Annotated in this window: 19 protein-coding genes and 1 pseudogene; 15 read left to right on the plus strand and 5 right to left on the minus strand. The window is 63.1% G+C overall.

What is annotated here, in order from left to right:
- Positions 1 to 3: 3 nt before the first annotated feature.
- Both AB5975_05250 and AB5975_05255 read right to left on the minus strand, forming a co-directional pair.
- The gene (locus tag AB5975_05250) at positions 4 to 1,398 is read right to left on the minus strand and encodes a PhoH family protein (protein ID XDR21300.1); all 1,395 of its coding nucleotides are present in this window, start codon (positions 1,396 to 1,398) and stop codon (positions 4 to 6) included.
- A 281-nt stretch (positions 1,399 to 1,679) separates the two neighbouring features.
- Complete coding sequence (locus AB5975_05255; protein ID XDR21301.1) at positions 1,680 to 2,807, minus strand: polysaccharide deacetylase family protein; 1,128 nt, start codon at positions 2,805 to 2,807, stop codon at positions 1,680 to 1,682.
- Between the two features lie 137 nt (positions 2,808 to 2,944).
- Here AB5975_05255 and yaaA point away from each other — a divergent pair, with 137 nt between their 5' ends.
- From yaaA to AB5975_05330, 15 genes and pseudogenes are all read left to right on the plus strand, one after another.
- Positions 2,945 to 3,724, plus strand: a complete 780-nt coding sequence (yaaA, locus tag AB5975_05260; protein XDR21302.1) for a peroxide stress protein YaaA — start codon at positions 2,945 to 2,947, stop codon at positions 3,722 to 3,724.
- An 803-nt stretch (positions 3,725 to 4,527) separates the two neighbouring features.
- Positions 4,528 to 5,844 (plus strand): nucleotide sugar dehydrogenase, encoded by a 1,317-nt coding sequence (locus AB5975_05265; GenBank protein ID XDR21303.1) that lies wholly within the window; start codon positions 4,528 to 4,530, stop codon positions 5,842 to 5,844.
- Positions 5,845 to 5,919: 75 nt separating this feature from the next.
- A complete protein-coding gene (locus AB5975_05270) occupies positions 5,920 to 7,401 on the plus strand; it encodes a glycosyltransferase family 2 protein (protein ID XDR21304.1) in 1,482 nt (493 codons plus the stop codon).
- Between the two features lie 37 nt (positions 7,402 to 7,438).
- On the plus strand, positions 7,439 to 8,605 hold the full coding sequence (locus tag AB5975_05275; GenBank protein XDR21305.1) for a PilZ domain-containing protein: 1,167 nt from the start codon (positions 7,439 to 7,441) through the stop codon (positions 8,603 to 8,605).
- A gap of 12 nt (positions 8,606 to 8,617) precedes the next feature.
- The gene (gene algK / locus AB5975_05280; protein XDR21306.1) at positions 8,618 to 10,168 is read left to right on the plus strand and encodes an alginate biosynthesis TPR repeat lipoprotein AlgK; all 1,551 of its coding nucleotides are present in this window, start codon (positions 8,618 to 8,620) and stop codon (positions 10,166 to 10,168) included.
- On the plus strand, positions 10,165 to 11,643 hold the full coding sequence (locus tag AB5975_05285) for an alginate export family protein (GenBank protein XDR21307.1): 1,479 nt from the start codon (positions 10,165 to 10,167) through the stop codon (positions 11,641 to 11,643). Before algK ends, AB5975_05285 begins: the two co-directional genes overlap by 4 nt.
- Before the next feature lie 22 nt (positions 11,644 to 11,665).
- Complete coding sequence (gene algG / locus AB5975_05290) at positions 11,666 to 13,225, plus strand: mannuronan 5-epimerase AlgG (GenBank protein ID XDR21308.1); 1,560 nt, start codon at positions 11,666 to 11,668, stop codon at positions 13,223 to 13,225.
- A gap of 13 nt (positions 13,226 to 13,238) precedes the next feature.
- Positions 13,239 to 14,678 (plus strand): alginate O-acetyltransferase, encoded by a 1,440-nt coding sequence (locus AB5975_05295; GenBank protein XDR21309.1) that lies wholly within the window; start codon positions 13,239 to 13,241, stop codon positions 14,676 to 14,678.
- An 8-nt stretch (positions 14,679 to 14,686) separates the two neighbouring features.
- Positions 14,687 to 15,790, plus strand: coding sequence for a mannuronate-specific alginate lyase (locus AB5975_05300; protein ID XDR21310.1), 1,104 nt, complete (start codon positions 14,687 to 14,689; stop codon positions 15,788 to 15,790).
- A 129-nt stretch (positions 15,791 to 15,919) separates the two neighbouring features.
- Complete coding sequence (locus AB5975_05305; GenBank protein XDR21311.1) at positions 15,920 to 17,377, plus strand: MBOAT family protein; 1,458 nt, start codon at positions 15,920 to 15,922, stop codon at positions 17,375 to 17,377.
- 10 nt (positions 17,378 to 17,387) lie between these two features.
- Positions 17,388 to 18,544 (plus strand): annotated as a pseudogene (locus tag AB5975_05310) (alginate O-acetyltransferase).
- Positions 18,545 to 18,564: 20 nt separating this feature from the next.
- The gene (locus AB5975_05315) at positions 18,565 to 19,212 is read left to right on the plus strand and encodes an alginate O-acetyltransferase AlgF (protein ID XDR21312.1); all 648 of its coding nucleotides are present in this window, start codon (positions 18,565 to 18,567) and stop codon (positions 19,210 to 19,212) included.
- A gap of 34 nt (positions 19,213 to 19,246) precedes the next feature.
- Complete coding sequence (locus tag AB5975_05320; protein XDR22926.1) at positions 19,247 to 20,701, plus strand: mannose-1-phosphate guanylyltransferase/mannose-6-phosphate isomerase; 1,455 nt, start codon at positions 19,247 to 19,249, stop codon at positions 20,699 to 20,701.
- Positions 20,702 to 20,826: 125 nt separating this feature from the next.
- Positions 20,827 to 21,291: a multidrug transporter gene (locus tag AB5975_05325; GenBank protein ID XDR21313.1), complete on the plus strand. Its 465-nt coding sequence runs from the start codon at positions 20,827 to 20,829 to the stop codon at positions 21,289 to 21,291.
- 15 nt (positions 21,292 to 21,306) lie between these two features.
- Positions 21,307 to 22,119: an SDR family oxidoreductase gene (locus AB5975_05330; GenBank protein ID XDR21314.1), complete on the plus strand. Its 813-nt coding sequence runs from the start codon at positions 21,307 to 21,309 to the stop codon at positions 22,117 to 22,119.
- A 122-nt stretch (positions 22,120 to 22,241) separates the two neighbouring features.
- On the opposite strand, the gene AB5975_05335 is transcribed toward AB5975_05330, so the two are convergent.
- Genes AB5975_05335 through AB5975_05345 form a run of 3 tightly spaced genes read right to left on the minus strand, consistent with a single transcriptional unit; the run spans position 22,242 to position 26,321 of the window.
- Positions 22,242 to 23,693 carry an efflux transporter outer membrane subunit gene (locus AB5975_05335; GenBank protein ID XDR21315.1) on the minus strand — a complete coding sequence of 484 codons (1,452 nt, stop codon included), beginning with the start codon at positions 23,691 to 23,693 and terminating at the stop codon, positions 22,242 to 22,244.
- Positions 23,690 to 24,751: an HlyD family secretion protein gene (locus AB5975_05340; protein ID XDR21316.1), complete on the minus strand. Its 1,062-nt coding sequence runs from the start codon at positions 24,749 to 24,751 to the stop codon at positions 23,690 to 23,692. The genes AB5975_05335 and AB5975_05340 overlap by 4 nt, the downstream gene beginning before the upstream one ends.
- A gap of 28 nt (positions 24,752 to 24,779) precedes the next feature.
- Positions 24,780 to 26,321: an MFS transporter gene (locus tag AB5975_05345; protein XDR21317.1), complete on the minus strand. Its 1,542-nt coding sequence runs from the start codon at positions 26,319 to 26,321 to the stop codon at positions 24,780 to 24,782.
- Positions 26,322 to 26,351 lie beyond the last annotated feature (30 nt).

Genomic DNA, 26,351 nt, shown 5'->3' on the forward strand with positions numbered 1-26,351 from the left:
GGGTTACAGATGCGACTCGGCGTACTCGGCCAGCACCGAGCGTGGCACACCCTGCAGGGTGATGTGCACGCCGTGGGGGAAGTCCTTGAAACGCTCGGTCAGGTAGGTCAGGCCCGAGCTGGTCGCGGACAGGTAGGGGGTGTCGATCTGCGCCAGGTTGCCCAGGCAGACCACCTTGGAACCGGAGCCGGCACGGGTAATGATGGTTTTCATCTGGTGCGGCGTCAGGTTCTGGCACTCGTCGATCAGGATCAGGCTTTGCTGGAAGCTGCGGCCACGGATGTAGTTCAGCGACTTGAACTGCAACGGCACGCGTTCGAGGATGTACTCGACGCTGCCATGGGTACTTTCGTCATCCATGTGCAAGGCTTCGAGGTTGTCGGTGATGGCGCCCAGCCACGGCTCCATTTTCTCCGCTTCGGTACCCGGCAGGAAGCCGATCTCCTGGTCCAGCCCCTGCACGCTGCGGGTGGCGATGATGCGCCGGTAGCGCTTGCTGACCATGGTCTGCTCGATGGCCGCAGCCAGGGCCAGGATGGTCTTGCCAGAGCCTGCGGCGCCGGTCAGGTTGACCAGGTGGATGTCCGGGTCGAGCAAGGCGAACAGCGCCAGGCTTTGGTGGATGTCGCGTGGTTTCAGGCCCCAGGCTTCCTGGTGCAGCAGCGGTTCCTGGTGCAAGTCGAGCAGCAGCAGTTCGTCGTTGCGGATGCCCTTGATCCAGCCGACGAAGCCCTGCTCATCGATGATGAACTCGTTGATATGCACGGCTGGCAAGTTGTCGATCATCTGCACCCGATGCCAGGTACGGCCACGCTCCTGGCGGGTATCGACCTTGCTGACGCGGTCCCAGAACGAGCCGGTGACCGAGTGGTAACCCTTGGACAGCAAGGACACGTCATCGACCAACTGGTCGGTGCTGTAGTCCTCGGCCGCAATGCCACAGGCGCGCGCCTTCAGGCGCATGTTGATGTCTTTGGTGACCAGCACCACGTCCAAGTCGGTGCGCCGGCTGCGTACGTCGAGCAGGGTGTTGATGATGATGTTGTCGTTGAGGTTTTCCGGCAGCAACTTGCTGGGCTCGTTGCGCGGGCTCATCAGGATCGACAGGAAGCCCTTGGGCCCGCTTTTGTTGCGTTGGATCGGCACGCCCTGCTCGACATCGCTGGGCGAAGCGTCACCAAGGGTCTGGTCGATCAGGCGGATGGCCTGCCGGCATTCGGCGGCGATGGTCTGTTTACCGGTCTTGAGCTTGTCGAGTTCCTCCAGCACCGTCATCGGAATGGCGACATGGTGCTCCTCGAAGTTCAGTAACGCGTTGGGGTCGTGAATCAGGACGTTGGTATCGAGCACATAGAGGATTGGCTTGCTGGAGGAAGGGTTGCGTCCTTGGTCATCCATACTCGGTCACCTTATGTCGAAGCCATACGGCGCGGTCTGTTGCGCCGCAAAGTGACTGCCGCTGTTCCCGTATCCGCGTTGTTACGGGCGGGAAGCGAACCTGGCAAGGTGGGCCTGGATGACGCCACCTGTGCTGCAGGAATCGGCTGTCTGGTTTCTTCATACCGCAAAAACCATGACCAAAAAAAGCATTTTTACGTGTTTTTGAACTTTATTTTTCTGATTGACGAAGCCCTCTTGGCGGCAGGGCCAGAGGGGTCTACGCTCAGAAGTCATACCCTCTATTCGCTATATCCATATTCTCGGCAACTCTCCCAGCCAATCCCGCTCTGGGCGGTATTGCGCAGCACCCATTCCACCGCCGGCTGCGCCTTGGGCAGGCTGTCATGGAACTGGATCACGCCCTTGCGCCACAGCAGCATCAGGGTCAGTACACGCTGCGCCGACGCCTCTGCGCTCAGTGCGCCGTCATCCTGGGCATCGATATCCCATAACGATACCCGCAGCTGTTGGCTGGCCATGAACGCCTCGCCGTCGGCCCGGCGCTGGCCATAAGGCGGGCGGAACAGCGGCACATACTGTTCCGGCAAGTCGGCCTGCACCCGCGCCTGGCTGCGCCGCAGCGAATCCTGCCAGTCGGTCCACTGCGCATGGGAGCGGTACTCCCAACCCTGGATGCCCACGCACTGGCCGCCATAGAGCCGGCGCAAGGCGTTCGCAGCCCCGCCATCCCGGCGTTGCTGCAGACGGTTGCCGAGCACGAAGAACGTGCCTTCGAGCTTCTGCCGGCGCAAGTAATCGGTGAGTAAATCGGTACTGCCACTCTCAGGCCCGGGCCCGCCGACGAAGGTCAGCAGGAACATACGGTCGTTCAATTCGTCGCCATTGCGCTCGCGCGAAGACAACCGTTCGATTTCGCTACTGGTCTGCGGCAACAACGCCGCCTTGCGCAGCTGCTCGTCCAGATAGCGCACATGAAACTGATGGCTTGGCTCGACCCAGCCGGTATAGAACGTGCCGACATCAGCAGCGAACGTGGCTGCCTGCGTGCGCAACTCCGCCATCGACGTAACCGGGTAGCAGAACGACGCGTCCTGCTCGCAACTGCGCTGCGCCTGTTGATAACCAGCCCACAACCGCTGCCACATACGTGCCCGCACCTGGCGCACCTTCTGCAGGTTGATCTGCCGCAGCCCCAGCCTCGCCGCCAGCGCCGAGTCATCCAGCAACTCGCTTTCGTGCAGCACCTGGGCGAACGAAAGAATTTCCGCCCGCGAGGCCACGTCGAACAGCGCCGGGCTGTTCAGTTGCTCGGGCCACAGGCTGCGGTCCAGGCTGACCTGGGGTGAAGGGGCGGCTTGCACGGCCAGGCTCAGCAGAGCGGCCAGCAAGGCAAAGGCAGTGCGCACGGTCGAAGGCTCCGCAACGGCAAAACGCGAACTATAGCGCCTGCATCGGCCATGGTCTGTGACTATCGTCGCCATAGTTTGGACTTGCACCGCCCAGCCCGTAGAATCCTCGGCCAACGATGCCAGGAGCCGACCCGATGCTGACGGTGATTTCCCCCGCCAAGACCCTCGACTACGACACCCCGCCAGTAACCGAGCGTTTCACCCTGCCCCAGTACCTGGATGACTCCCAGGCGCTGATCCAGCAGCTGCGCGAACTGTCGCCAGCGCAGATCAGCGAACTGATGCACCTGTCCGACAAGCTCGCGGGCCTGAATGCCGCTCGTTTCGGCAGCTGGACCCCAGACTTCACCCCCGCCAATGCCAAACAGGCGCTGCTGGCGTTCAAGGGTGACGTGTACACCGGCCTCGACGCCGAAAGCCTGGCTGAAGACGACTTCAGTTACGCACAAGACCACCTGCGCATGCTTTCTGGCCTGTACGGCCTGCTGCGCCCGCTGGACCTGATGCAGCCCTACCGCCTGGAAATGGGCACCAAGCTGGCCAACGCACGCGGCAAGGACCTGTACGCCTTCTGGGGCACACGCATCAGCGAATGGCTGAACGAGGCCCTGGCCGAACAGGGTGATGACGTGCTGCTGAACCTGGCCAGCAATGAGTACTTCAGCGCGGTGAAACGCAGCGCGCTGAAGGCCCGGGTGATCAATGTCGATTTCAAGGACCTGAAGAACGGCCAGTACAAGATCATCAGCTTCTACGCCAAGAAAGCCCGCGGCATGATGAGCCGCTTCGTCATCCAGCAGCGCATCAGCGACCCAGAGCAGCTCAAGCAGTTCGATGTGCAGGGCTATTACTACAGTGCCGAGCAGTCCAAGCCGGACCATCTGGTGTTCCTGCGCGATCACCCTGCCGATTAAGCCTGCAAAGCCCTCTTCGCGGGCGTGTCCGCGAAGGGGCCATCAGCCAAGCCCCATCCCCTCCGCCCTGCAACAGGGCACGATGCAAATCGCCATCACGCCATAAATCAGGCGCCAACAAATCGACACGCCTACCTTTATCGCCAAACGCCATAAGACCGTTCATACCTTTTTTGACGAATTTTGAAAAATATTTTCCGATACTGGCATAAAAACATCTCGTAACAGTTACACCCTTGATACACGGGGGTGAAACACCGCGTGCTATCAAATTGAAACTGCCTACAACTGAATAAATATTTAGAAATCTTTCATCCGAGCGAAACCGGCTCAGGAACTTCTGCTAGGAGCAATCGCTCATAGTGCCGTAACGATTTTCCTGCCTGTGGGCTGTGAGAGATGACTTACAGATGACAATGGCAGGTATCCACTACCGTGCCCTTACAACTTCGACAGGTACTACGGGAACACCCCAAGACCGTGTCCATGCTGGAGATACGCGCCCCTTAAAAATCGTCCTAGTGGTTGATTTCAAAGGATTTATCCACTTGAAAAAACAAGCACAGCAACGCGCCAAGTAGCGCATTGCAATAAAGACGGCTGCATTTCAGGGCACGTTTTTTAATTGATGGCTTTTTACTGCCAACTTTGAGCGCATAACTTTTTGCGCTCCGGATTTATTTTGCCTGCGCTCGGCGAAGTGTGCATTCGCCATGGATCCGTGCGCCCGAAAACTGTTGTTAATCAACCCAGCCCGGCACTCTGCGGAGGCGCCGGCGTGATAAACACATGAGGTGATAGCGATGCGTATCAGCATCTTTGGTTTGGGTTATGTGGGTGCAGTCTGTGCAGGCTGCCTGACGGCGCGTGGCCATGAAGTGATCGGTGTGGACGTGTCCAGCACCAAGATCGACCTGATCAACCAGGGCAAGTCGCCCATCGTCGAACCTGGCCTGGAAGCACTGCTGCAACAGGGCATCGCCAATGGCCGCCTGCGTGGCACCACCGACTTCGCCGAAGCCATCCGTGCCAGCGATGTGTCGATGATCTGCGTGGGTACGCCCAGCAAGAAAAACGGCGACCTGGGCCTTGAGTACATCGAATCGGTGTGCCGTGAAATCGGCTACGTGCTGCGTGACACCACCCGCCGTCACACCATCGTGGTGCGCAGCACCGTGCTGCCGGGCACCGTCAAGAATGTGGTCATCCCGATCCTCGAAGACTGCTCGGGCAAAAAGGCCGGCGTCGACTTCGGTGTCGCGGTCAACCCGGAATTCCTGCGTGAAAGCACCGCCATCAAGGACTACGACCAGCCACCGATGACGGTTATCGGCGAACTGGACAGCGCCAGCGGCGACATCCTCCAGGCCCTGTACGAAGAGCTTGACGCCCCGGTCATCCGCAAGCCGATCGAGGTGGCCGAGATGATCAAGTACACCTGCAACGTGTGGCACGCCACCAAGGTCACCTTCGCCAACGAAATCGGCAACATTGCCAAGGCGGTAGGCGTTGATGGCCGTGAAGTGATGGACGTGGTCTGCCAGGACACGGTGCTGAACCTGTCCCAGTACTACATGCGCCCAGGTTTCGCCTTCGGCGGCTCGTGCCTGCCCAAGGACGTGCGTGCCCTCACCTACCGTGCCGCCAGTCTCGATGTGCGCGCACCGCTGCTCGACTCGCTGATGCGCAGCAACGAATCGCAGGTGCAGAACGCTTTCGAGCTGATCGAAGCCCACGACAAGCGCAAGGTCGCCCTGCTGGGCCTGAGCTTCAAAGCCGGCACCGACGACCTGCGCGAAAGCCCACTGGTCGAGCTGGCCGAGCGCCTGATCGGCAAGGGCTACCAGTTGGACATCTACGACGAGAACGTCCAGTACGCCCGCGTCCACGGCGCCAACAAGGACTACATCGAATCGAAGATCCCGCATGTGTCGTCGCTGCTCAATGCCAACTTCCAGCAGGTGATCGACAACGCCGACATCATCGTCCTCGGCAACCGTGACGAGCAGTTCCGCGCGCTGGCCCAGCAAGCGCCAGCTGGCAAGCAAGTAATCGACTTGGTCGGTTTCATGAGCAAACCAACCTGCACCACCAGCCGTACCGAAGGCATCTGCTGGTAAGTGCCTGACCGGGCAGCGCAAGCCCTCCCCACTTGCGCTGCCCACCCTCCCCCGAATTTTCGACGGATGCTGAACATGCAAAGGCTCCAGACCGTGCTGTTGCAGTGCGCCGGGTGGCTGCTCTACATGAGCCTGCTCATGCTGATCGCCCTGGCCCTGCCAGCCGATATCTTCGACTCGCAATCGAAGCACTTCATCTTCCTGGTCGGCGCAGTCGGCATCTGGCGCTATTCCATGGGCGCCACCCATTTCATCCGCGGCATGATCTTCCTCTACGGCGTGTACCCGTACCTGCGCCGCAAGGTGCAGAAAATGGGCACTGCTGCCGACCCGTCGCACGTTTACCTGATGGTGACCAGCTTCCGCATCGAAGCGCTGACCACCGCCCAGGTGTACAGCTCGGTGATCCGCGAGGCGATCAACTGCGGCTTCCCCACCACCGTGGTCTGCTCACTGGTGGAAATGTCCGATGAGCTGCTGGTGAAAAGCCTGTGGGCCAAATACAACCCACCAGCCCATGTGAAGCTGGACATCGTGCGCATCGCCGGCACCGGCAAGCGCGATGGCCTGGCCTACGGCTTCCGCGCCATCTCACGCATGCTGCCGGACGAGAACGCCGTGGTGGCGGTGATCGACGGGGACACCGTGCTGGCCGATGGCGTGGTACGCAAGACCGTACCGTGGTTCAAGCTGTTCCCCAACGTCGGTGGCCTGACCACCAACGAATTCTGCGAGGTGCGCGGCGGCTACATCATGAGCGAGTGGCACAAGCTGCGCTTCGCCCAGCGCCACATCAACATGTGCTCGATGGCACTGAGCAAGCGCGTGCTGACCATGACCGGCCGCATGTCGATGTTCCGCGCCAGCGTGGTGACCAACCCCGAATTCATCGCCGATGTTGAAAGCGACTCGCTGATGCACTGGCGCCTGGGCCGCTTCAAGTTCCTCACCGGTGACGACAAGTCCAGCTGGTTCAGCCTGATGCGCCTGGGCTACGACACGTTCTACGTGCCGGACGCGGCCATCAACACGGTCGAGCACCCGCCGGAAAAAAGCTTCTTCAAAGCCAGCCGCAAGCTGATGTACCGCTGGTACGGCAACAACCTGCGGCAGAACTCCCGCGCACTGGGCCTGGGCCTGGGCCGCCTGGGGTTGTTCACCAGCATCGTGCTGTTCGACCAGCGCGTGTCGATGTGGACCAGCCTGCTGGGCCTGACCGTGGCGGTGATCGCCAGCCTCAAGTTCGGCCTGGCCTTCCTGCTGGTGTACCTGCTGTGGATCGGCATTACCCGCCTGATCCTCACCATCATGCTGCTGTGCTCCGGCCACAACGTAGGCCCGGCCTACCCGCTGATTCTCTATTACAACCAGATCATCGGCGCACTGATGAAGATCTACGTGTTCTTCCGCCTCGACAAACAGTCGTGGACGCGTCAGCCCACTGCCCTCAAGCGTGACCTCGCCAGCTTTCAACAATGGTTCAACACCTGGTCCTCGCGGACCATGACCTTCTCGGCTGCCAGCATCTTCGTTGCTGTGCTGTTCATGGTCGTGTGAGCCCAACCCGGATCGGATCTAACAGGAACAAACCACCATGAATACCGCCGTGAACGTCAATGTCGTGCATGAGTCCGAAGCCCAGCGCCAACACGCCCGGGTACGCATTCCCGCCAAGCTGCGCTTCCTGGACGCCCAGCGCCAGACCCACGAAGTGAAGGTCGACGACCTTTCCGCCGGTGGCCTGAGCTTCCACACCAAGCAGCAGCTGACGGTAGGCGATGTACTGCGCGGGCGCCTGCAGTTCGTGGTCGACAACCTGGGCCTGTCGATCGACATCGAGTTCCAGGTGCGCTCGTACAACCCGGACAATGGCCGTACCGGCGCGCAGTTCCAGAACCTTGAACCACGCGACATCGCCACGCTGCGGCACATCATCACCAGCCACCTGTCCGGTGAGCTGATCAGCATCGGCGACGTGCTCAGTACCCTGCAGCGCGACAACTTCACCAAGGCGCGCAAGCAGAAGGACGGTGGTTCTGGCCTGAGCGCCTTCGGCCGGCTCAAGGCCGTTACCGTCACCCTCGGCGTGTTCGTGGTCGGCGTTGCAGCTTTTGGCTTCGTCGCCAAGTCGCTGTACGGCATGTACTTCGTCAGCCATGCCGAAGCGGGTGTGGTCGCGGTACCGACCACCACCGTCACCATGCCGCGCGACGGCACTGTGAGCAGCCTGGTCGAAAGTGGCGGGCAGATCGCCAAGGGCGCGCCACTGGCCAGCTTCACCACCAGCATGCTGGACATGCTCAAGGGCAACCTTGAAGACGCACAGCTGGAGCCGGCGAAGATCGAGGAGCTGTTCGGCAAGCAGCTGTCCGGCACCCTCACCAGCCCCTGCGATTGTGTGGTCGCCCGCCAGTTGGTGGACGATGGCCAGTACGCAGCCAAAGGCCAGGCGATCTTCCAGCTGATCCCGCGCACCACCACGCCGATGGTCGAGGCCCGCTTCAGCTACCGCCAGTTCGACGAGGTCAAGCCGGGTACCCGGGTCAACTTCCAGGTCGCCGGCGAAGACGAAGTGCGCACCGGCCAGATCGTCAGCAGCACCAGCCTCAACAGCGAAGACCTGTCCTCCGACATCCGCGTGCAGATCAAGCCTGACACTGGAATGCCCGCCGAACTGGCCGGCCGCCCGGCTTCGGTCAACAGCGACCGTGGCCCGTCTATGAACTGGCTGATCGACAAAGCAGTGGCCCGTGGGCTGTAAGAGGAACTTGCGATGACTAGCATGCCGCCGTTGCGAGGGCTTTGCCCTCGATCGCGACACAAGGCCGCTCCTACAGGGTCCGAGTCGTTCTCCCATCTGTCGCCTGGCACTCAACCTGTAGGAGCGGCCTTGCGTCGCGATCGAGCGCGCAGCGCTCGCCCATTCGCATGGTGCACACTCGCCCTGGCCATTACCCTGGCCGGCTGTGCCGGCCTGCCCGACCAGCGCCTGGCCAACGAGGCCATGAAGCGCGGTGACACGGCATTGGCCGAGCGCAACTACAAGGCCCTGGCCGACCTGGGCTACAGCGAAGCACAAGTAGGCCTGGCAGACATCAAGGTGGCCACCCGCGACCCATCGCAAATCAAGGAAGCCGAGGCCACCTACCGCGCAGCGGCGGCCACTTCGCCCCGTGCCCAGGCGCGCCTTGGCCGCCTGCTGGTGGCCAAGCCCGACAGCACCCAGGCCGAACGCGAAGAAGCCGAAACCCTGCTCAAGCAGGCTGCGAAGCAGGGCGAAAGCAATACCCTGATTCCGCTGGCAATGCTCTACCTCAGCTACCCGCAGAGCTTCCCCAAGGTCAATGCGCAGCAGCAGATCGACCAATGGCGCGCCGCCGGCAACCCGGAAGCGGGCCTGGCCCAAGTGCTGCTGTACCGCACCCAGGGCACCTACGACCAGCACCTGGGCGACGTGGAGAAGATCTGCAAGGCCGCCCTGAACAGCACCGACATCTGCTACGTCGAACTGGCCACCGTGTACCAGAAGCGTGGCCAGGCCGACCAGCAAGCCGCCCTGCTCGCCCAGTTGAAGTCCGCCTACGCCCGTGGCGCGGTGCCGGCCACTCGGGTCGACAGCGTTGTCCGGGTGCTGGCCGACCGCAGCCTTGGCCAGACCGACGAGAAAACCGCCAAGGACCTGCTTGAGCAGGTGGCCCCCGCCAACCCGGCATCCTGGGTCAGCCTGGCGCAACTGCTGTACGACTTCCCCGAACTGGGCGATACCGACCAGCTAATGGCTTACATCGACAAGGGCCGCGAGGCCGAACAACCACGCGCCGAACTGTTGCTGGGCCGCCTGTACTACGAAGGCAAAACCCTGCCAGCCGACGCGAAAAAAGCCGAGCAGCACCTGCAAGCCGCCGCCGACGCTGGCGAAATCAGCGCCCATTACTACCTGGGCCAGCTGTACCGCCGTGGCTACCTGGGCAATGTCGAGCCGCAGAAAGCCGTCGATCACCTGCTGGCCGCCGCCCGTGGTGGGCAGAACAGCGCCGACTATGCCCTGGCCCAGCTGTTCAGCGAAGGCCACGGCATCCGCCCGCAACCGGGCAACGCCTGGGTGTTCGCCCAGCTGTCGCAGGCCAACCCGACGCCGCAATCGAGCGAACTGCTGCAGCAACTCGACCAGCAACTCACGCCTGACCAGCGCAGCCAGGCCCAGCAACTGTTGGGCCAGGAAAAGCGCGCACGCGGCAGCATGGCGCAGGGCGCGAACAGCACCCTGGCCCTCGAAGCCCTGCAAGACGACGAAAAAGAAGTAGACGGTGAGGACTCGCTATGACGCTCAATCCCTTCGTGAAAGCCGGCATCGGCCTGAGCTTCGCCCTGCTGTGGTCCTGCCCGACCCTGGCGGAAATGACCGCTGAAAAGAATTTTGGCCTGGACGTGAAAATCACCGGCCAGTCGGAAGACGACCGCGACCTGGGCACCCGCCCTGGTGGAGACGTCAACGGCCTGGGCCTGGACCTGCGCCCTTGGGTGTACGGCGAGCGCGGTAACTGGAGTGCCTATGCCATGGGCCAGGCCGTCGCCGCCACCGACACCATCGAAACCGACACCCTGCGCCAGAACGACGACGGCACCAGCACCGAAACCGGCGACGACAGCCGCCAACCGGACAAAAGCTACCTGGCCATGCGCGAGTTCTGGGTCGGCTACAGCGGCCTCACCGCCTACCCCGGCGAGCAACTGCGCTTCGGCCGCCAGCGCCTGCGCAGCGACGATGGCATGTGGCGCGACACCAACATCGAAGCATTGAACTGGACCTTCGACACCACCCTGCTCAAGGCCGACCTGGGCGTGGCCCAGCGCTTCAGCGAGTACCGCACCGACCTCACCGAACTGGCCCCGGAAGACAAGGACCGCACCCACATCTACGGCAACGTCGCCACGCAGTGGACGCCTGGCCATTGGGTTGGCGTGCGGGCACACCATACGCACGACAGCGGCAGCCTGAAAAACCCCGGCGAAACCGTCGACGCGCTGGACAAGACCCGCACTGGCGAGTTGACCTGGCTGGGCCTGGAAGCCAACAGCGACGCCTACAACTGGCGCAACGACCACACCGTCAACTACTGGGGTAGCGTCACCTGGCTGACCGGTGACCGCGACACCCTCAGCAGCCAGGCCGTCGGCAACGATCAGATTGCCACCGGCAAGCAGAGCGGCGACGTCAATGCATGGGCCACCGACCTTGGCATTCGCCTGCGCCTGGACCCGCAATGGCAAGTCGGTGCGGCCTACGCCCGTGGCAGCGGCGGTGGTGGCGACGACGGCTCGAACAACTTCGAGCAGACCGGCCTTGAGAGCAACCGCTCCAACTTCACCGGCACCCGCTCGCGCGTGCACCGCTTCGGCGAAGCTTTCCGTGGCGAGCTGGGCAACTTGCAGGCAGCCACCCTGTTCGCCTCCTGGCAGCTGCGCGACGACTACGACGCCAGCCTGATCTACCACAAATTCTGGCGGGTCGACGGTAACCAGAACATCGGCTCCAGCGGCATCAACGCGGTGGTCAACGACAACGGCGTGAACCGCCCGCTGGTCGACGGCGAAAAAGACCTTGGCCAGGAAATGGACGTGGTCGTGACCAAGTACTTCAAGCAAGGCCTGCTGCCGGCATCGATGAGCCAGGCCATCGACGAGCCGTCCGCCCTGGTGCGCCTGCGTGCCGGTGTATTCAAGCCGGGCGATGCCTACGGCAAGGAAGCGGACTCGTACATGCACCGCGCCTTCGTCGATGTGATCTGGCGCTTCTGAGGCCGGTAGGGGACTGACCGTTATGAACCTTCACCCGCACTTACGTCACAGCCTGTTGGCCAGCGCCTTGCTGCTGGCCAGCGGCCTGGCCGCTGCCGCAGAACCCCAGGTGATCGCCAAGGAGCTGCAGCAGGCCAAGACCTACACAGTGGCCAGCGCACCGATCGAACCGCTGCAGATGGACCCGCCAAAGCTGCCCGACTTGACCGGTTTCACCGCCGAGGCGGTGCAGAAAAAGATCGACCGTAGCCACAAAGGCAAGGTCAGCCTGCGCCGCATGTTCCAGGAGGACACCCTCAAGGAGTTCGTCGGCGGCGACAACAAGGCAGCCGAGTGGGTGCAGCGCCAGCACGGCATTCCGCAGGCGATCTTCGTCGATGACGGCCATGTCGACCTGGTCGAGCTGAGCAAGAAGGTGCCCAAACAGTACCTCAGCGAAGTCGAGCCCGGTGTGTACCTGGCGCGCCTGCCGATCGTGGTCGGGCAAAAGGGCATCCTCGAGATCGACGGCAAGGTCAAGCAGCTGCGCCTGTCCCAGGAGGGCGGTTCGTTCCTGGTCAACGACGGCAAGCTGTTCGTCACCGACACCCAGGTGACCGGCTGGCGGGAAAAGGACAATGGCCCGGCCACCTTCCGCTCGCCCAAGGAATTCCGCCCGTTCCTGCTGTCGTGGGGCGGCACCGAGACCTACATCGTCAACACCAGGATGGCCAGCTTCGGCTACGCCAAGTCCAAGTCGTATGGCGTGAGCATTTCGCAGTACACGCCGAACATGGCCAAGCGCATGGGCCGCCCGGAACCCACCGGCTGGATCATCGGCTCGGAATTCAGCGACATGTGGTACGGCTTCTATTGCTACGAAACCCAGGATTTCGTGGTCAAGGACAGCACCTACCGCGACAACATCGTCTACGGCATCGACCCGCACGACCGCTCGCACCGCCTGATCATCGCCGGCAACACGGTGTACGGCACCAAGAAGAAGCACGGCATCATCGTTTCGCGTGAGGTCAACGACAGCTGGATCATCAACAACAAGAGCTACGACAACAAGCTCTCGGGCGTAGTGATCGACCGTAACAGCGTCAACAACCTGGTGGCCTACAACGAGATTTACCGCAACCACACCGACGGCATCACCCTGTACGAAAGTGGCGACAACCTGATCTGGGGCAACAAGCTGATCAACAACCGCCGCCACGGCATCCGCGTGCGCAACAGCGTGAACATCCGTCTGTACGAAAACGTCGCCATGGCCAACGGCCTGGTCGGCGTGTACGGCCACATCAAGGACCTGTCCGACACCGACCGCGATATTGCCCTCGACCCGTTCGACACCAAGGTGTCGCTGATCGTGGTGGGTGGCGAGCTGGCGGCCAACGGCTCCGGCCCGCTGTCGATCGACTCGCCGCTGTCGGTCGAACTGTACAAGGTATCCATGCTCGCCCCACGCAAGGCCAGCGGCATCAGCCTCAATGGCGTGCTGGGCGAGCGCCAGGACGAAATCCTCGACCTGCTGGTACGCCAGCAGAAGGCTGTGCTGATCGACCCGGTCGAACGCCAGACCGAAATGATCGATTAAGGAAGCCCAGACCATGACTCCACACCTGATGAAATTGCTGGGCCTGTCCGCCGCCCTTCTGGCGATCAGCCAGGGCGTGCGCGCCGAAGACGTCAAGGCCCCGACCTTCAGCGCCGAGCCCTGCTGCCAGCTGTGCCCCGAAGCGCACGATGCCAGCCGCTACACCACCCGCTACCAGCAGAACTTCACCACGCTGGTGCAGGCCAAGGGTGACTGGCTGTTCCGTACCCGCGAAGACCTGCGCACCGAGTTCACCACCACCCCGGCCGGCTACAAGCGCCTGCAACAAGTGCACGACGCGTTCAAGAAGCGTGGCGTGGAACTGGTGGTGGTGTACCAGCCGACCCGTGGCCTGGTGAACCGCAACATGCTCAACCCGGCCGAGAAAGCCGCCTTCGACTACCCAAAGGCCCTGGGCAACTACCAGGCCATGCTCAAGCGCTTCGCCAGCATGGGCTACAACGTGCCCGACCTGTCGCCGCTGACCAACGAGCAACTGGCCGCCGCCGACCAGGGCAAGGACTTCTACTTCCGTGGCGACCAGCACTGGACGCCCTATGGCGCCGAGCGCGCGGCAAAAATCGTGGCCGACACCGTGCACAAGATGCCGGCCTTCGAAGGCATACCGCGCAAGGAATTCGAGACCAAGAAGTCCGGGCGCATGGGCAAGACCGGCACCCTGCATAACGTAGCCGGCCAGCTGTGCGGCACCAGCTACGCGGTGCAGTACATGGACCAGTTCGCCACCGAGCCGAAAGGTTCGAGCGGCGGCGACGACCTGTTCGGTGACGGCGGCAACGCGCAGATCACCCTGGTCGGCACCAGCCACAGTGGCAAGAACTACAACTTCTCGGGCTTCCTCGAGCAGTACATCGGCGCCGACGTGCTCAACGTTGCCTTCCCTGGCGGTGGCCTGGAGGGCTCGATGATCCAGTACCTGGGCAGCGAGGAATTCCAGAAGCACCCGCCGAAGATCCTGGTGTGGGAGTTCTCCCCGCTGTACCGCCTGGACCAGGAAACCATCTGGCGGCAAATCCTTGGCCTGCTCGATGACGGCTGCGACGACCGCCCTGCCCTGATGAGCGCCAGCACCACCCTCAAGCCCGGCAAGAACGAGCTGATGGTCAACGGCAAGGGCGGCGTGATCAAAGACTTGATCAACCGCAACCTGCAGATGGACGTGAAGTTCGAAGACCCGTCGGTGAAGGTGTTGCAAGCCACCCTCTGGTACCTCAACGGCCGCCACGAGGACATCAAGCTGGAAAAACCGGAAACCTCCGACACCGACGGCCGCTTCGTCTTCCAAATGCGTGAAGACGAAGACTGGGCCAGCCAGGGCCTGCTGGCGTTCGAGGTACAGGGGCCGGAAAGCGGCACCCAGAAGGTCGAGGCCAAGCTCTGCAAACGCAACAACTTCGCCGTGCCTGCGCAGACCGCGCAGGCCGGCCAGTGAGGCGATCCATGACCCTATTGAAGCGAATTTCCAGCCCCGCCCTGCTCGCTTTGGCCCTGTTTGGCGGTGCCGCGCACGCTGCGCTGGTACCCCCGCAGGGTTACTACGAGGGGATCGAAAAGCTCAAGACCGGCGACGGCAATTTCCACTGCGAAGCGGCGCCCAAGCCGTACACCGGCGCGTTGCAGTTTCGCAGCAAATACGAAGGCTCTGACAAGGCGCGGGCAACGCTCAATGTTGCCTCGGAAAAGGCCTTCCGCAAGTCGACCGAAGACATCACCACGCTTGAGAAAGGCGTGAGCAAGATGGTTGGCCAGTACATGCGCGATGGCCGCCCGGCGCAGCTCGATTGCACCTTGGCCTGGCTGGGCACTTGGGCGCGCGCCGACGCATTGCTGTCCACCGACTACAACCACACCGGCAAGTCGATGCGCAAATGGGCACTGGGCAGCATGAGCGGCTCGTGGCTGCGCCTGAAGTTCTCCCACTCGCAGCCGCTGGCCGCGCACCAGGCTGAAGCCGAAGTCATCGAAAAATGGTTCGCCCGCCTGGCTGAACAGACCGTGCGCGACTGGAGCGACCTGCCGCTGGAGAAGATCAACAACCACAGCTACTGGGCGGCCTGGTCGGTCATGGCGACCGCTGTCGCCACCGACCGTCGCGACCTGTTCGACTGGGCCGTGAAGGAATACAAGGTGGGCGCCAACCAGGTGGATGACCAGGGCTTTCTGCCCAACGAAATCAAGCGCAAGCAGCGCGCACTGGCCTACCACAACTATGCCCTGCCGCCCCTGGCGATGATTGCCAGCTTTGCCCAGGCCAATGGCGTGGACCTGCGCAAAGAGAACAACTTCGCCCTGCAGCGTCTGGGTGAAGGCGTACTGGCCGGTGCCCGCGACCCGAGCCAGTTCAAGGCCCGCACCGGCGAGAAGCAGGACATGAAGGACCTCAAGGTCGACAGCAAGTATGCCTGGCTCGAACCCTGGTGCGAACTGTACCACTGCGTCGGCGACACCCTGCAGCGCAAGCACGGCATGCAGCCGTTCAACAGCTTCCGGCTGGGCGGCGACCTGACCCGGGTCTACGACCCGAACGCAGAGAGCAAGAAATAGATGTCGCCTGGGTTAGGGCCGCTTTGCGGCCCATCAGGAATGAAGTGACAACGGTTTCCTCCAGCTTTTTGCTGGGGGGTTTGGGGGGCGCTTTGCCCTGGATGCTGTGAACAAATTAGGAGAACCGGGATGGTCTTCTCGTCCAACGTGTTCCTGTTCCTGTTCTTGCCGATCTTCCTCGGCCTGTACTACCTGAGCGGGCAACGTTATCGCAACCTGCTGCTGCTGATCGCCAGCTACATCTTCTATGCCTGGTGGCGGGTGGACTTCCTGGCCCTGTTCGCCGGGGTCACCCTGTGGAATTACTGGATCGGCCTCAAAGTGGGTGCCGCCGGTGTGCGCACCAAGCCCGCCCAGCGCTGGCTGCTGCTTGGCGTGGGTGTCGACCTGGCGATTCTCGGCTACTTCAAGTACGCCAACTTCGGCGTCGACAGCCTCAACGCGATCATGGCCTCGTTCGGCCTTGAGCCGTTCATCCTCACCCACGTGCTGCTGCCGATCGGTATCTCGTTCTACATCTTCGAGTCGATCAGTTACATCATCGACGTCTACCGTGGCGACACCCCGGCTACTCGCAACCTGATCGACTTCGCCGCGTTCGTGGCCATCTTCCCGCACCTGATCGCAGGCCCCGTGCTGCGCTTCAAGGACCTGGTCGAGCAATTCAACAACCGCACCCACACCCTGGACAAGTTTTCCGAAGGCTGCACCCGCTTCATGCAGGGCTTCATCAAGAAAGTGTTCATCGCCGACACCCTGGCCGTGGTCGCCGACCACTGCTTCGCCCTGCAAAACCCGACCACGGGCGATGCCTGGCTGGGCGCGCTGGCGTACACCGCACAGCTGTACTTCGACTTCAGCGGCTACAGCGACATGGCCATCGGCCTGGGCCTGATGATGGGCTTCCGCTTCATGGAGAACTTCAAGCAGCCATACATCAGCCAATCGATCACCGAGTTCTGGCGGCGCTGGCACATCAGCCTGTCGACCTGGCTGCGCGACTACCTGTACATCACCCTGGGCGGTAACCGCAAAGGCACCTTCAACACCTACCGCAACCTGTTCCTGACCATGCTGCTGGGCGGCCTGTGGCACGGTGCCAACTTCACTTACATCATCTGGGGCGCCTGGCACGGCATGTGGCTGGCCATCGAACGCGCGCTGGGCATCGACACCAACCCGCAGCGCTTCAACCCGGTCAAATGGGCCTTCACCTTCCTGCTGGTGGTGGTCGGCTGGGTGATCTTCCGCGCCGAGAACCTGCACGTGGCCGGCCGCATGTACGGCGCCATGTTCAGCTTCGGCGACTGGCAGCTGTCGGAACTCAACAGTGCCCAGCTGACCGGCCTGCAGGTGGCGACCCTGGTCATCGCCTACCTCACCCTGGCGTTCTTCGGCCTACGCGACTTCTACCGCAATGCCAAACCGACGCCCAAGGCAACCCCGGTGCAGGTGAACAGCGATGGCTCGATCGGCCTGGACTGGACCCGGGTGATGACCCGCGCCCTGATTCTGCTGCTGTTCGTCGCCTCGATCCTCAAGCTTTCGGCGCAGAGCTACTCGCCGTTCCTGTACTTCCAGTTCTGAGGCCGATGACATGAACCGCACATTACGCATCACTTATTCCCTGTCGTTTCTTGGCTTGCTGGTGGGCATGGGCGTGTGGTCCACCGGTGGTCTGCAAAGCTTTCAGCGCACCGAGCAGATGACACTGCTCAACGGCAAGCTGGCCAAGGCCGCCGAGACCCACTACGACGACGAGTTCCCGATCAAGCGCCTGGGCACGAACCTTTGGGCGGCCATGGACTTCAAGCTGTTCAACGAGGGCCGACCCGGTGTGGTACTGGGCCGCGACCAGTGGTTGTTCAGCGACGAAGAGTTCAAGCCCACCGCCGGTGCCGAACAACTGATGCAGGAAAACCTGGCGCTGATCCGTGGCGTGCGCGACACCTTGCAGCAGCACGGTAGCCAGCTGGTGCTGGCTATCATCCCGGCCAAGGCGCGCCTCTATTCGGAATACCTGGGCAAAGAGCAACCGGCCAGCCTGCACGATGACCTGTACAACCAGTTCCACGCCCAGGTACGCCAGGCCAACGTGTTCGCCCCAGACCTGCAAGCGGCCATGGAACAAGCCAAAGCCCGCGGCCAGGTATTCCTGCGCACCGACACCCACTGGACACCAATGGGCGCCGAAGTCGCCGCCCAGACGCTGGCCGAGGCGGTAAGCCGGCAGAACCTGCTCAACGGTGACCCGCAAACCTTCGTCACCGAAGCTGGCAGCACCGCGCCCTACAAAGGCGACCTGACCAACTTCCTGCCACTGGACCCTTTGTTCAGCAACCTGTTGCCGGCCCCGGACAACCTGCAGCAGCGCACCACCCGCCCGGTCGATGCCGAGGGTGACGCGGGGACGCACTGTTCGCCGATAAGCAGATTCCGGTTGCGCTGGTGGGTACCAGCTACAGCGCCAACCCGCACTGGAACTTCCTTGGTGCCCTGCAGCAGGCCCTGAACAGCGACGTCGCCAACTACGCAGAAGACGGCCATGGCCCGCTGCTGCCAATGCTCAAGTACCTGCAAAGCGATGCCTTTAAAAACGCCGCACCGCAAGTGGTGGTGTGGGAATTCCCCGAGCGTTATCTGCCCATGAAAAACGACCTCAGCAGTTTCGATCCGCAGTGGATCGCGCAGCTGAAGAACACCCGTAAAACCGAAGAAAACCTGGCCTTGTCGTCCAACCAGACGCGCCACTGATCGATAGAGAGGAAACGCACATGACTACCAAGACTTCCATTGCCAAAGCCCTCACCCTCGCGGCCGGCCTGTCCCTTGCTTCCATGCAGGCCTTCGCCGGCGCGGATGCCGCGCTGTATGGCCCGAGCGCGCCGAAAGGCTCGACCTTCGTGCGCCTGTACAACGCGGCCAGCGCACCGGCCGCCGCCTCGGTCGGCAACACCCAGATCAAGCAGGTTGGCGCCCAGGCCAGCAGCGACTTCAGCTTCCTGCCAGGCGGCGACTACACAGCCCAGGTCGGCGGCAAGAGCGTGCCGGTCAAGCTGGCCTCGGACAAGTACTACACCCTGGTCAACAGCAGCAGCGGCAACCCGCAGTTGATCGAAGAACCACCGTTCAAGAACAAGCAGAAAGCCCTGGTGCGCGTGCAGAACCTGAGCGACCAGCAGCTGACCCTGAAAACCGCCGACGGCAAGACCGAAGTGGTCAAGCCGGTGGCCGCAAACGGCCGGGGCGAACGCGAAATCAACCCGGTCAAGGTCAACCTGGCGCTGTACCAAGGTGACAAGAAAGTGGGTGACGTGAAACCCGTCGCCCTGGAGCGCGGCGAAGCCGCCGTGCTGTATGTAACGGGTTCCGGCAACGCCTTGTCGCCGGTGTGGGTAACTCGCCCCGTGGCTAGCAACTGATCCCCCTGCCTTTAACGACTATTGGAGAAACATGATGATCCCGGTAATTCTTTCTGGTGGTAGCGGTTCGCGTCTGTGGCCTCTGTCGCGCAAGCAGTTCCCAAAACAGTTCCTGGCCCTGACCGGCGAACACACCCTGTTCCAGCAAACCATCGAGCGCCTGGCGTTCGAAGGCATGGACACACCGATCGTGGTCTGCAACAAGGACCACAAGTTCATCGTCCAGGAACAGCTGGCTGCGCTGAAGCTGGAAACCCAAGGCATCCTGATGGAGCCGTTCGGCCGTAACACCGCGCCGGCCGTGGCCATGGCCGCCATGAAACTGGTCAACGAAGGCCGCGACGAGCTGATGCTGGTGCTGCCAGCCGACCACGTGATCGACGACCAGAAGGCCCTGCAGCGCGCCCTGGCCCTGGCCACCATCGCCGCCGAGCGTGGCGAGATGGTGCTGTTCGGCGTGCCGGCGACCAAGCCGGAAACCGGCTACGGCTACATCCGCTCCAGCCAGGATGCCCTGCTGCCCGAAGGCGTGGCACGCGTGGCCCAGTTTGTCGAGAAACCCGATGAGAAACGCGCCGCCGAGTTCGTCCAGGCCGGTGGCTACTTCTGGAACAGCGGCATGTTCCTGTTCCGCGCCAGCCGCTTCCTCGAAGAGCTGAAAAAGCACGACGGCGACATCTACGACACCTGCGTGCTGGCGCTGGAGCGCAGCGAGGAAGACGGCGATGTGCTGAGCATCGACGAAGCCACCTTCGCCTGCTGCCCGGACAACTCCATCGACTACGCGGTGATGGAAAAAACCCAGCGCGCCTGCGTAGTGCCGATGTCGGCCGGCTGGAGCGACGTGGGCTGCTGGTCATCGCTGTGGGAAGTGCACGAGAAGGACGACAACGGCAACGTCACCAAGGGCGACGTGGTGGTGCAGGACAGCCGCAATTGCATGATCCACGGCAACGGCAAGCTGGTGTCGGTGATCGGCCTGGAAAACATCGTGGTGGTCGAAACCAAGGACGCCATGATGATTGCCCACAAGGACAAGGTCCAGGGCGTCAAGCAGATGGTCAAGACCCTCGACGAACAGGGTCGCACTGAAACCCAGAACCACCTGGAAGTGTATCGCCCGTGGGGCTCGTACGACTCGGTGGACATGGGTGGCCGCTTCCAGGTCAAGCACATCACTGTCAAGCCGGGTGCCAGCCTGTCGCTGCAGATGCACCACCACCGCGCCGAGCACTGGATCGTGGTGTCCGGCACCGCCGAGGTCACCTGCGACGAGAACGTGTTCCTGCTGACCGAAAACCAGTCGACCTACATCCCGATCGCATCGGTGCACCGCCTGCGCAACCCAGGCAAGATCCCGCTGGAGATCATCGAAGTGCAGTCCGGCAGTTATTTGGGCGAGGATGACATCGAGCGCTTCGAGGATGTGTATGGGCGGACATCGACGCCGGTGGAGCGAGGTGTTTCGGTCAAGACGATTGCGCAGTAAGTAAACCCCTGGGGCCGCTTTGCGGCCCTTTTCTCGACACGAGGGCGAAGCCCTCGCGCTTTTGAGCCCTCCCCCATTTCAGGCTACGATGGTCAGACCCCGCGCAACCAAGGTCTTCAAGCCCAATGATCATCGGTGCCTTCCTCATCCTCACCTGGCTGGTGCTGCTGTTGCGCTACCCGGCCAAGGCCTTGCCGATTTCGCTGGCCGCCGTTTGCGGCCTGGGCCTGGTAGCCCTGTTCGTTGCCTGGCAGGAAAACCGCGAAGCCTCGCAATTGGCCCGCCTGGACCTGCGCCTGAGCTACGCTCCCGAGCAGTGCCCTGCCGACCGCGCCCTGCAGGTACGCATGAAAAACGGCAACAAGGCCCCGCTCACCGAGCTTCGTTGGCGGGTAGCGGCGTATGCGCCGGGCGATACCGTGAACCTGGCCGAGAATACCTACAACGCACCGCGTTACCGTGGACCGGGTGAGTTGCAGCCGGGAGCCGAGTGGAAAGATTGCCTGCCGGTGCCGCCGCTGCGCTCCGGGTACCGGCCACAGACCCTGGAATTTCGTGCCGAGCATCTGCAAGGTACATTCGCCAATTAATCGAAGGCCTCTCCCATGCCCACTGTCCTGATCACAGGTTGTTCCAGCGGCATCGGCCGCGCCTTGGCCGATGCTTTTCGCGATGCCGGCCACCACGTCTGGGCCACTGCCCGCAAGCCTGAAGATGTCGAGCAACTGAGCGCCGCCGGCTACACCGCCCGGCAGTTGGATGTGAACGACGGCGAGGCGCTGGCCCGCTTGGCCGACGAACTGGAAAGCCTCGACATCCTGATCAACAACGCCGGATACGGCGCCATGGGCCCGTTGCTCGATGGCGGCGTGGATGCCCTGCGCCAGCAGTTCGAAACCAACGTCTTCGCCGTAGTCGGCGTTACCCGTGCGCTGTTCCCGCTGCTACGCCGCTCACGGGGCCTGGTGGTGAACATCGGCAGCGTCTCCGGCGTGCTGGTCACGCCATTCGCCGGTGCCTACTGCGCCTCGAAAGCCGCCGTGCATGCGCTGAGCGATGCCTTGCGCCTGGAGCTGGCACCGTTCGGTGTGCAGGTGATGGAAGTGCAGCCGGGGGCGATTGCCACGCAGTTCGCCAGCCATGCCCAGCGCCAGGCCGAGCAGGTGCTGGCGGCGGATTCACCGTGGTGGCCGCTGCGCGAGCATGTGCAGGCACGGGCGCGGGCTTCGCAGGACAGGCCGACTTCGGCGGCAGTGTTTGCCAAGGGGGTGCTGGCGGCCGTCGGCAAGGCGCCGATACCAGGGGTGGTGCGGCTGGGCAACGGCAGTACGGCGTTGCCGTTAATGGCCCGGTTGCTGCCACGGCGGTTGCTGGACTGGGCGTTACGCAAGCGCTTTGGGCTGCTGCGGCCGCTCTGAGTTTTCGGATGCCCTGGGGCTGCTTTGCAGCCCATCGCGACACAAGGCCGCTCCTACAGGCAGTCGCGGTCTCCTGTAGGAGCGGCCTTGTGTCGCGATGGGCCGCACAGCGGCCCCGCTTTCTAGGCTTTGTTCGCTGGCTGCTCATCAAACGCCTGCCAGCCACCGCCCAAAGCCTTGTACAAACCCACCAAGGCCTGCGACACCGCTGCCGAGCTGTCGATCCACTGCTCCTCGCTGGCCAGCAATGCCCCTTGCACTGTCAGCACATTGAGAAAGTCCACTGCCCCTTCCACATACTGGCGCTGGGCGGTTTCCAGGGCGATGCGGTTCTGCCGCACGGCCTCGGCCAAATGGTCGCGGCGCAACTGGCTGGCGTTGTACAGGCGCAGCACATCGTCAATTTCATGCCAGGCCCCCAGCACCACCTTGCGGTAGTTCAGCGCGGCCTCTTGCTGCTGCGCCTCGCGCAGTTCCAGGGTGCCCTTGAGCCGGCCACCCTCGAAGATCGGCAGCGACAGCTGCGGCCCGAAAGCAAACCGACGCGAATCCCAGCCACCAAAATCAGACAGCTGCATGGCCTGGAAACCGACACTGCCCGACAGCCGGATGCTCGGGTAGAAATCTGCCTTGGCCACACCGATGCTGGCGGTGGCGGCATGCAGGCGGGCCTCGGCCTGGCGGATGTCCGGGCGGCGCTCGGCCAGTTCGGACGGCAAGCCAATGGCAAACTTCTGCTGCGGCGCGGGCAGCTCGCCGCCCTGCAGCAATTCGGCCTGCAAACTGCGTGGCGGTTCGGCAGCGAGCAGGCTGAGGGCGTTGATCAGGTCATCACGGCGGGCCTCCAGGCTGGGCAGTCGCGACTCGATCGACGCGACCTGAGCGCTGGCCTGGGCCACATCCAGGCGCGTGGCAACGCCTTCGGCCTGGCGGTCTTCGGACAGCTTCAGGCTGTGCCGGGCAACCTTGAGGTTGTCCTGCGTCACATCCAGGGTGTGCTGCACCGCGCGCAGCTGGATGTAGTTGCCGGCGGTTTCCGACAGCAGGGCAAGCAGCACCCCACGGCGGTCGTTCTCAGCCACTTCGACGCTGGCATCGGCAGCCTCGACCTGGCGCCGCACGCGGCCCCAAAGGTCCAACTCCCAACCTGCCACCAGGTCGCCTTGCCAGAGGTTGTACGCCGCTTTACCCGCTTTGCCGGACGGGTCGCTGAGGCCTTCGGCGCTGTTACGCGCGCGGCTGTAGCCGGCGTTGGCGTCCACCGACGGCATTTCGTCGGCGGCCACGGTGCTGCGCAGGGCACGGCTTTGCAGCAACCGTGCGCTGGCCATCTGCAGGTCGAGGTTGCGTTCGGCGACGCGCTGGATCAAGGCGCTGAGCTGGGCATCGTGAAAGGATTCCCACCAGCGCAACTCCAGCGGTTCGGCCTGCGGCTGGCTGGCCGCTGCCTCACCCTGCAGCGGCGCCCACTGTTGCGGTGCCTGGCTGTCGGGGCGCAGAAAGTCCGGGCCCATGGTGCAGCCGGCCATCAGTACGGCCAGCAATAAAGGACTCAAGCGAAATGCCGATTTCATCGTGCACTTACCTCTTTGCCGTCCAGCTTGTCACCACGGGTGTCGATGGTCGCTTCCACCGACATGCCCACACGTAGGCGGCTGAGCAGCGGCTGCCCGTCATCGAAGACGATTTTCACCGGGATGCGCTGCACCACCTTGGTGAAGTTGCCGGTGGCGTTGTCCGGTTTCACGGCAGCGAAGGTGACGCCGGTGGCGGGAGCGATACTTTCTACATGGCCGTGCAGCTTTTCGCCGGAGAAGGTATCGACGCTGATGCTCACCGGCTGGCCCGGTTGCACGTGGGTCAGCTGGGTTTCCTGGAAATTGCCGACCACATAGGCCTGTTGCAACGGCACCACCGACAGCAGGCGGGCGCCTGGGTTGACGTAGGCGCCGACGCGCAGGGCACGCTCGCCGACCATACCGTCCACCGGTGCAGTGATGCGGGTGTAGGACAGGTCGAGCTGAGCCTTTTCCAGCCCCGCTTCGGCACGTTTGAGCTGGCCATCGGCGCTGGCCACCTGAGCGGTGAGAATGTCCACTTGCTTGCGCGCCGCCACCAGCGCCGCCTGGGCATTGGCCAGGCGAGCACGGGCCTGGTCGACACCGCTGCGCGCCTGTTGGGCGTTCTGCACGGTACCGGCGCCCTGCTCGGCCAGGCGGCTGTAACGGTTGACTTCATGGTCGGCGAACGCCGCTTCGGCCTGGGCCGCTTTGACAGCAGCCTCGGCCTGGGCAATCAGCGCCGCCTGGCGCTCCAGGGTGGCACGGGCATCGGCGCTTTGCGCCTGGGCTACCAGCAACTGCGCCTGCGCGGCATCCAGCGCGGCCTGGTAGTCACGGGCATCGATGGTCGCCAGCAACTGGCCTGCGGTGACCTGCTGGTTGTCTTCCACCAGCACGTCCTTGATGAAACCGGCGACTTTGGGCGCGACCACGGTGTAGTCGGCGATCACATAGGCGTCATTGGTGCTCTGGCGGTGGTCACTGCCCAACATCCAGGGGCCGACGATGCCAGCCAGGACGGCCACGGCCAGCACCGAGCCGATGAACAGGGTTTTGCGGTTGTTGGTCATTTCAGCGGTTCTCGAATTCATCCAGGGTTCAGGCCACCGCACGCGGCGGATAGACCCGGGTAGGCACGAAAGGAATCAGGCAGATCAAGGCCACGGCAATGCAGGCCATGACGAGGTACAGGTCGGCCGAGGTCAGGACCAACGCCTGGTCGTGGATGCGCTTGGCCAGGCCTGCAGCGCTGTCGTCGACCAGCGGGGCGTTGCCCAGGCTGTCCACCAGGTGGTTGGAATGGAAGTGCCGGCGCAGGGTGCCAAGGGCGTCCAGCAGGCCACCGGCAATCACGGCGGCCAAGCCCTTCACAGTGTTGAACCAGCTGGAGGCGAACGGGCCTTCCTGCGGGGTCATGCCATTGGTGGACAGCATCAGCAACGGCAGCACGGCCATCGGCTGGCCGAACACCTGCAGCAGGTAGAACGGGTAGAAGTCGCCACGGATCCATTCGCTGGTCAGCAGGCTGCTGCCGACACAGGACACCGCCAGCATCGCCAGGCCGATACCCAGCACCCAGCGGCAGTCCACTGCACGGATGTTGCACAGTGCCGCCGTCAGCGGCAGGGCGATCAGTTGAGGCATGGCCACCAGCATCATCAGCGGGCTGGTCTGTGCCGGGCGGTAGCCTTGGATCTGCGCCAGGTAGGCCGAAGGAATGCTGCCCACGCCCGAGAGCACGATCAGCACACCGGCCAGTGTCACCAGCGCGAAACTCAGGTTGCGCCGCTGCAACATGCGCAACTGGAAGAACGGCAGCGGTTCGGACCACTCGTTGAACATGAACAGCACCAGCAACACCAAGCCACCGCCCAGCAGCCAGCAGATCAGCGGCGAATCGAACCAGCCCCAGCGGTCGCCCAGCGACAGGCCCAGTACGATGCAACTGATGGCGGGGAGGCCGAGCAGCACGCCACGCCAGTCGAACTGCTTGAAACGTTCCAGGCGCAGCGGGTCCTGCGGCAGGCCCCAGCCGACGCAGACGATGGCCAGCAGCGAGGGCAGAATGATCTGCCAGAACGCCCATTGCCAACCGACATACTCGGTCCACAGCCCCGCCAACGGCGTGCCAAGGTTGGGGCCGAAGGTGGCAGTCAGGGCATAGCAGGCCAGGCCGTAGACCTTGATGCCCGGTGGCAGGAAGCGCAGGGCCACACTCATCAGCATCGGTGGCAAGGCCCCCGAAGCAAAGCCCTGCAGCACGCGCAGCAGCATCAGGCTGTGCAGGTTGGGGGCGAACGGTTGCAGCAAGCCGAGCACGGCGAACAGGCCGATGGCGCTCATGGTGAAGCGCCGCAGCGAGAAGGTGGTGGCCAGCCACGGCGCAAAGGCCATGGCCGAGACCGAGGCGGCGCTGTACACCGCCAGCAGCCAGGCACCTTCGTCAGCACCGATGCCCATGGCACCGCGGATATCGGCGAGGGAAATCTTGGTAACCGACTCGTTGAGGCCTGCGCACAGCACGGCCAGCAACACACCGAACAGCCCCACTACCACCTGCAGGCCAAACGCCGTCTGCGCAGGCGCGGCCGGCGCGGGGGCGGCGGCCAGCGCCGCAGGGGGCGCGGTCAGGGAACTCATGGGAATACATCTCCAGCAACAATTTCAGGG

The organism is Pseudomonas putida (assembly GCA_041071465.1).
Lineage (GTDB): Bacteria > Pseudomonadota > Gammaproteobacteria > Pseudomonadales > Pseudomonadaceae > Aquipseudomonas > Aquipseudomonas putida_P.

Coding starts and splice junctions, on each gene's coding strand:
- AB5975_05305 (XDR21311.1), top strand. CDS start 15,920: ATGGTCTTCTCGTCCAACGTGTTCCTGTTCCTGTTCTTGCCGATCTTC.
- algK (XDR21306.1), top strand. CDS start 8,618: ATGACTAGCATGCCGCCGTTGCGAGGGCTTTGCCCTCGATCGCGACAC.
- AB5975_05300 (XDR21310.1), top strand. CDS start 14,687: ATGACCCTATTGAAGCGAATTTCCAGCCCCGCCCTGCTCGCTTTGGCC.
- AB5975_05325 (XDR21313.1), top strand. CDS start 20,827: ATGATCATCGGTGCCTTCCTCATCCTCACCTGGCTGGTGCTGCTGTTG.
- AB5975_05285 (XDR21307.1), top strand. CDS start 10,165: ATGACGCTCAATCCCTTCGTGAAAGCCGGCATCGGCCTGAGCTTCGCC.
- AB5975_05320 (XDR22926.1), top strand. CDS start 19,247: ATGATCCCGGTAATTCTTTCTGGTGGTAGCGGTTCGCGTCTGTGGCCT.
- yaaA (XDR21302.1), top strand. CDS start 2,945: ATGCTGACGGTGATTTCCCCCGCCAAGACCCTCGACTACGACACCCCG.
- algG (XDR21308.1), top strand. CDS start 11,666: ATGAACCTTCACCCGCACTTACGTCACAGCCTGTTGGCCAGCGCCTTG.
- AB5975_05340 (XDR21316.1), bottom strand. CDS start 24,751: ATGACCAACAACCGCAAAACCCTGTTCATCGGCTCGGTGCTGGCCGTG.
- AB5975_05265 (XDR21303.1), top strand. CDS start 4,528: ATGCGTATCAGCATCTTTGGTTTGGGTTATGTGGGTGCAGTCTGTGCA.
- AB5975_05330 (XDR21314.1), top strand. CDS start 21,307: ATGCCCACTGTCCTGATCACAGGTTGTTCCAGCGGCATCGGCCGCGCC.
- AB5975_05335 (XDR21315.1), bottom strand. CDS start 23,693: ATGAAATCGGCATTTCGCTTGAGTCCTTTATTGCTGGCCGTACTGATG.
- AB5975_05295 (XDR21309.1), top strand. CDS start 13,239: ATGACTCCACACCTGATGAAATTGCTGGGCCTGTCCGCCGCCCTTCTG.
- AB5975_05270 (XDR21304.1), top strand. CDS start 5,920: ATGCAAAGGCTCCAGACCGTGCTGTTGCAGTGCGCCGGGTGGCTGCTC.
- AB5975_05315 (XDR21312.1), top strand. CDS start 18,565: ATGACTACCAAGACTTCCATTGCCAAAGCCCTCACCCTCGCGGCCGGC.
- AB5975_05250 (XDR21300.1), bottom strand. CDS start 1,398: ATGGATGACCAAGGACGCAACCCTTCCTCCAGCAAGCCAATCCTCTAT.
- AB5975_05275 (XDR21305.1), top strand. CDS start 7,439: ATGAATACCGCCGTGAACGTCAATGTCGTGCATGAGTCCGAAGCCCAG.
- AB5975_05345 (XDR21317.1), bottom strand. CDS start 26,321: ATGAGTTCCCTGACCGCGCCCCCTGCGGCGCTGGCCGCCGCCCCCGCG.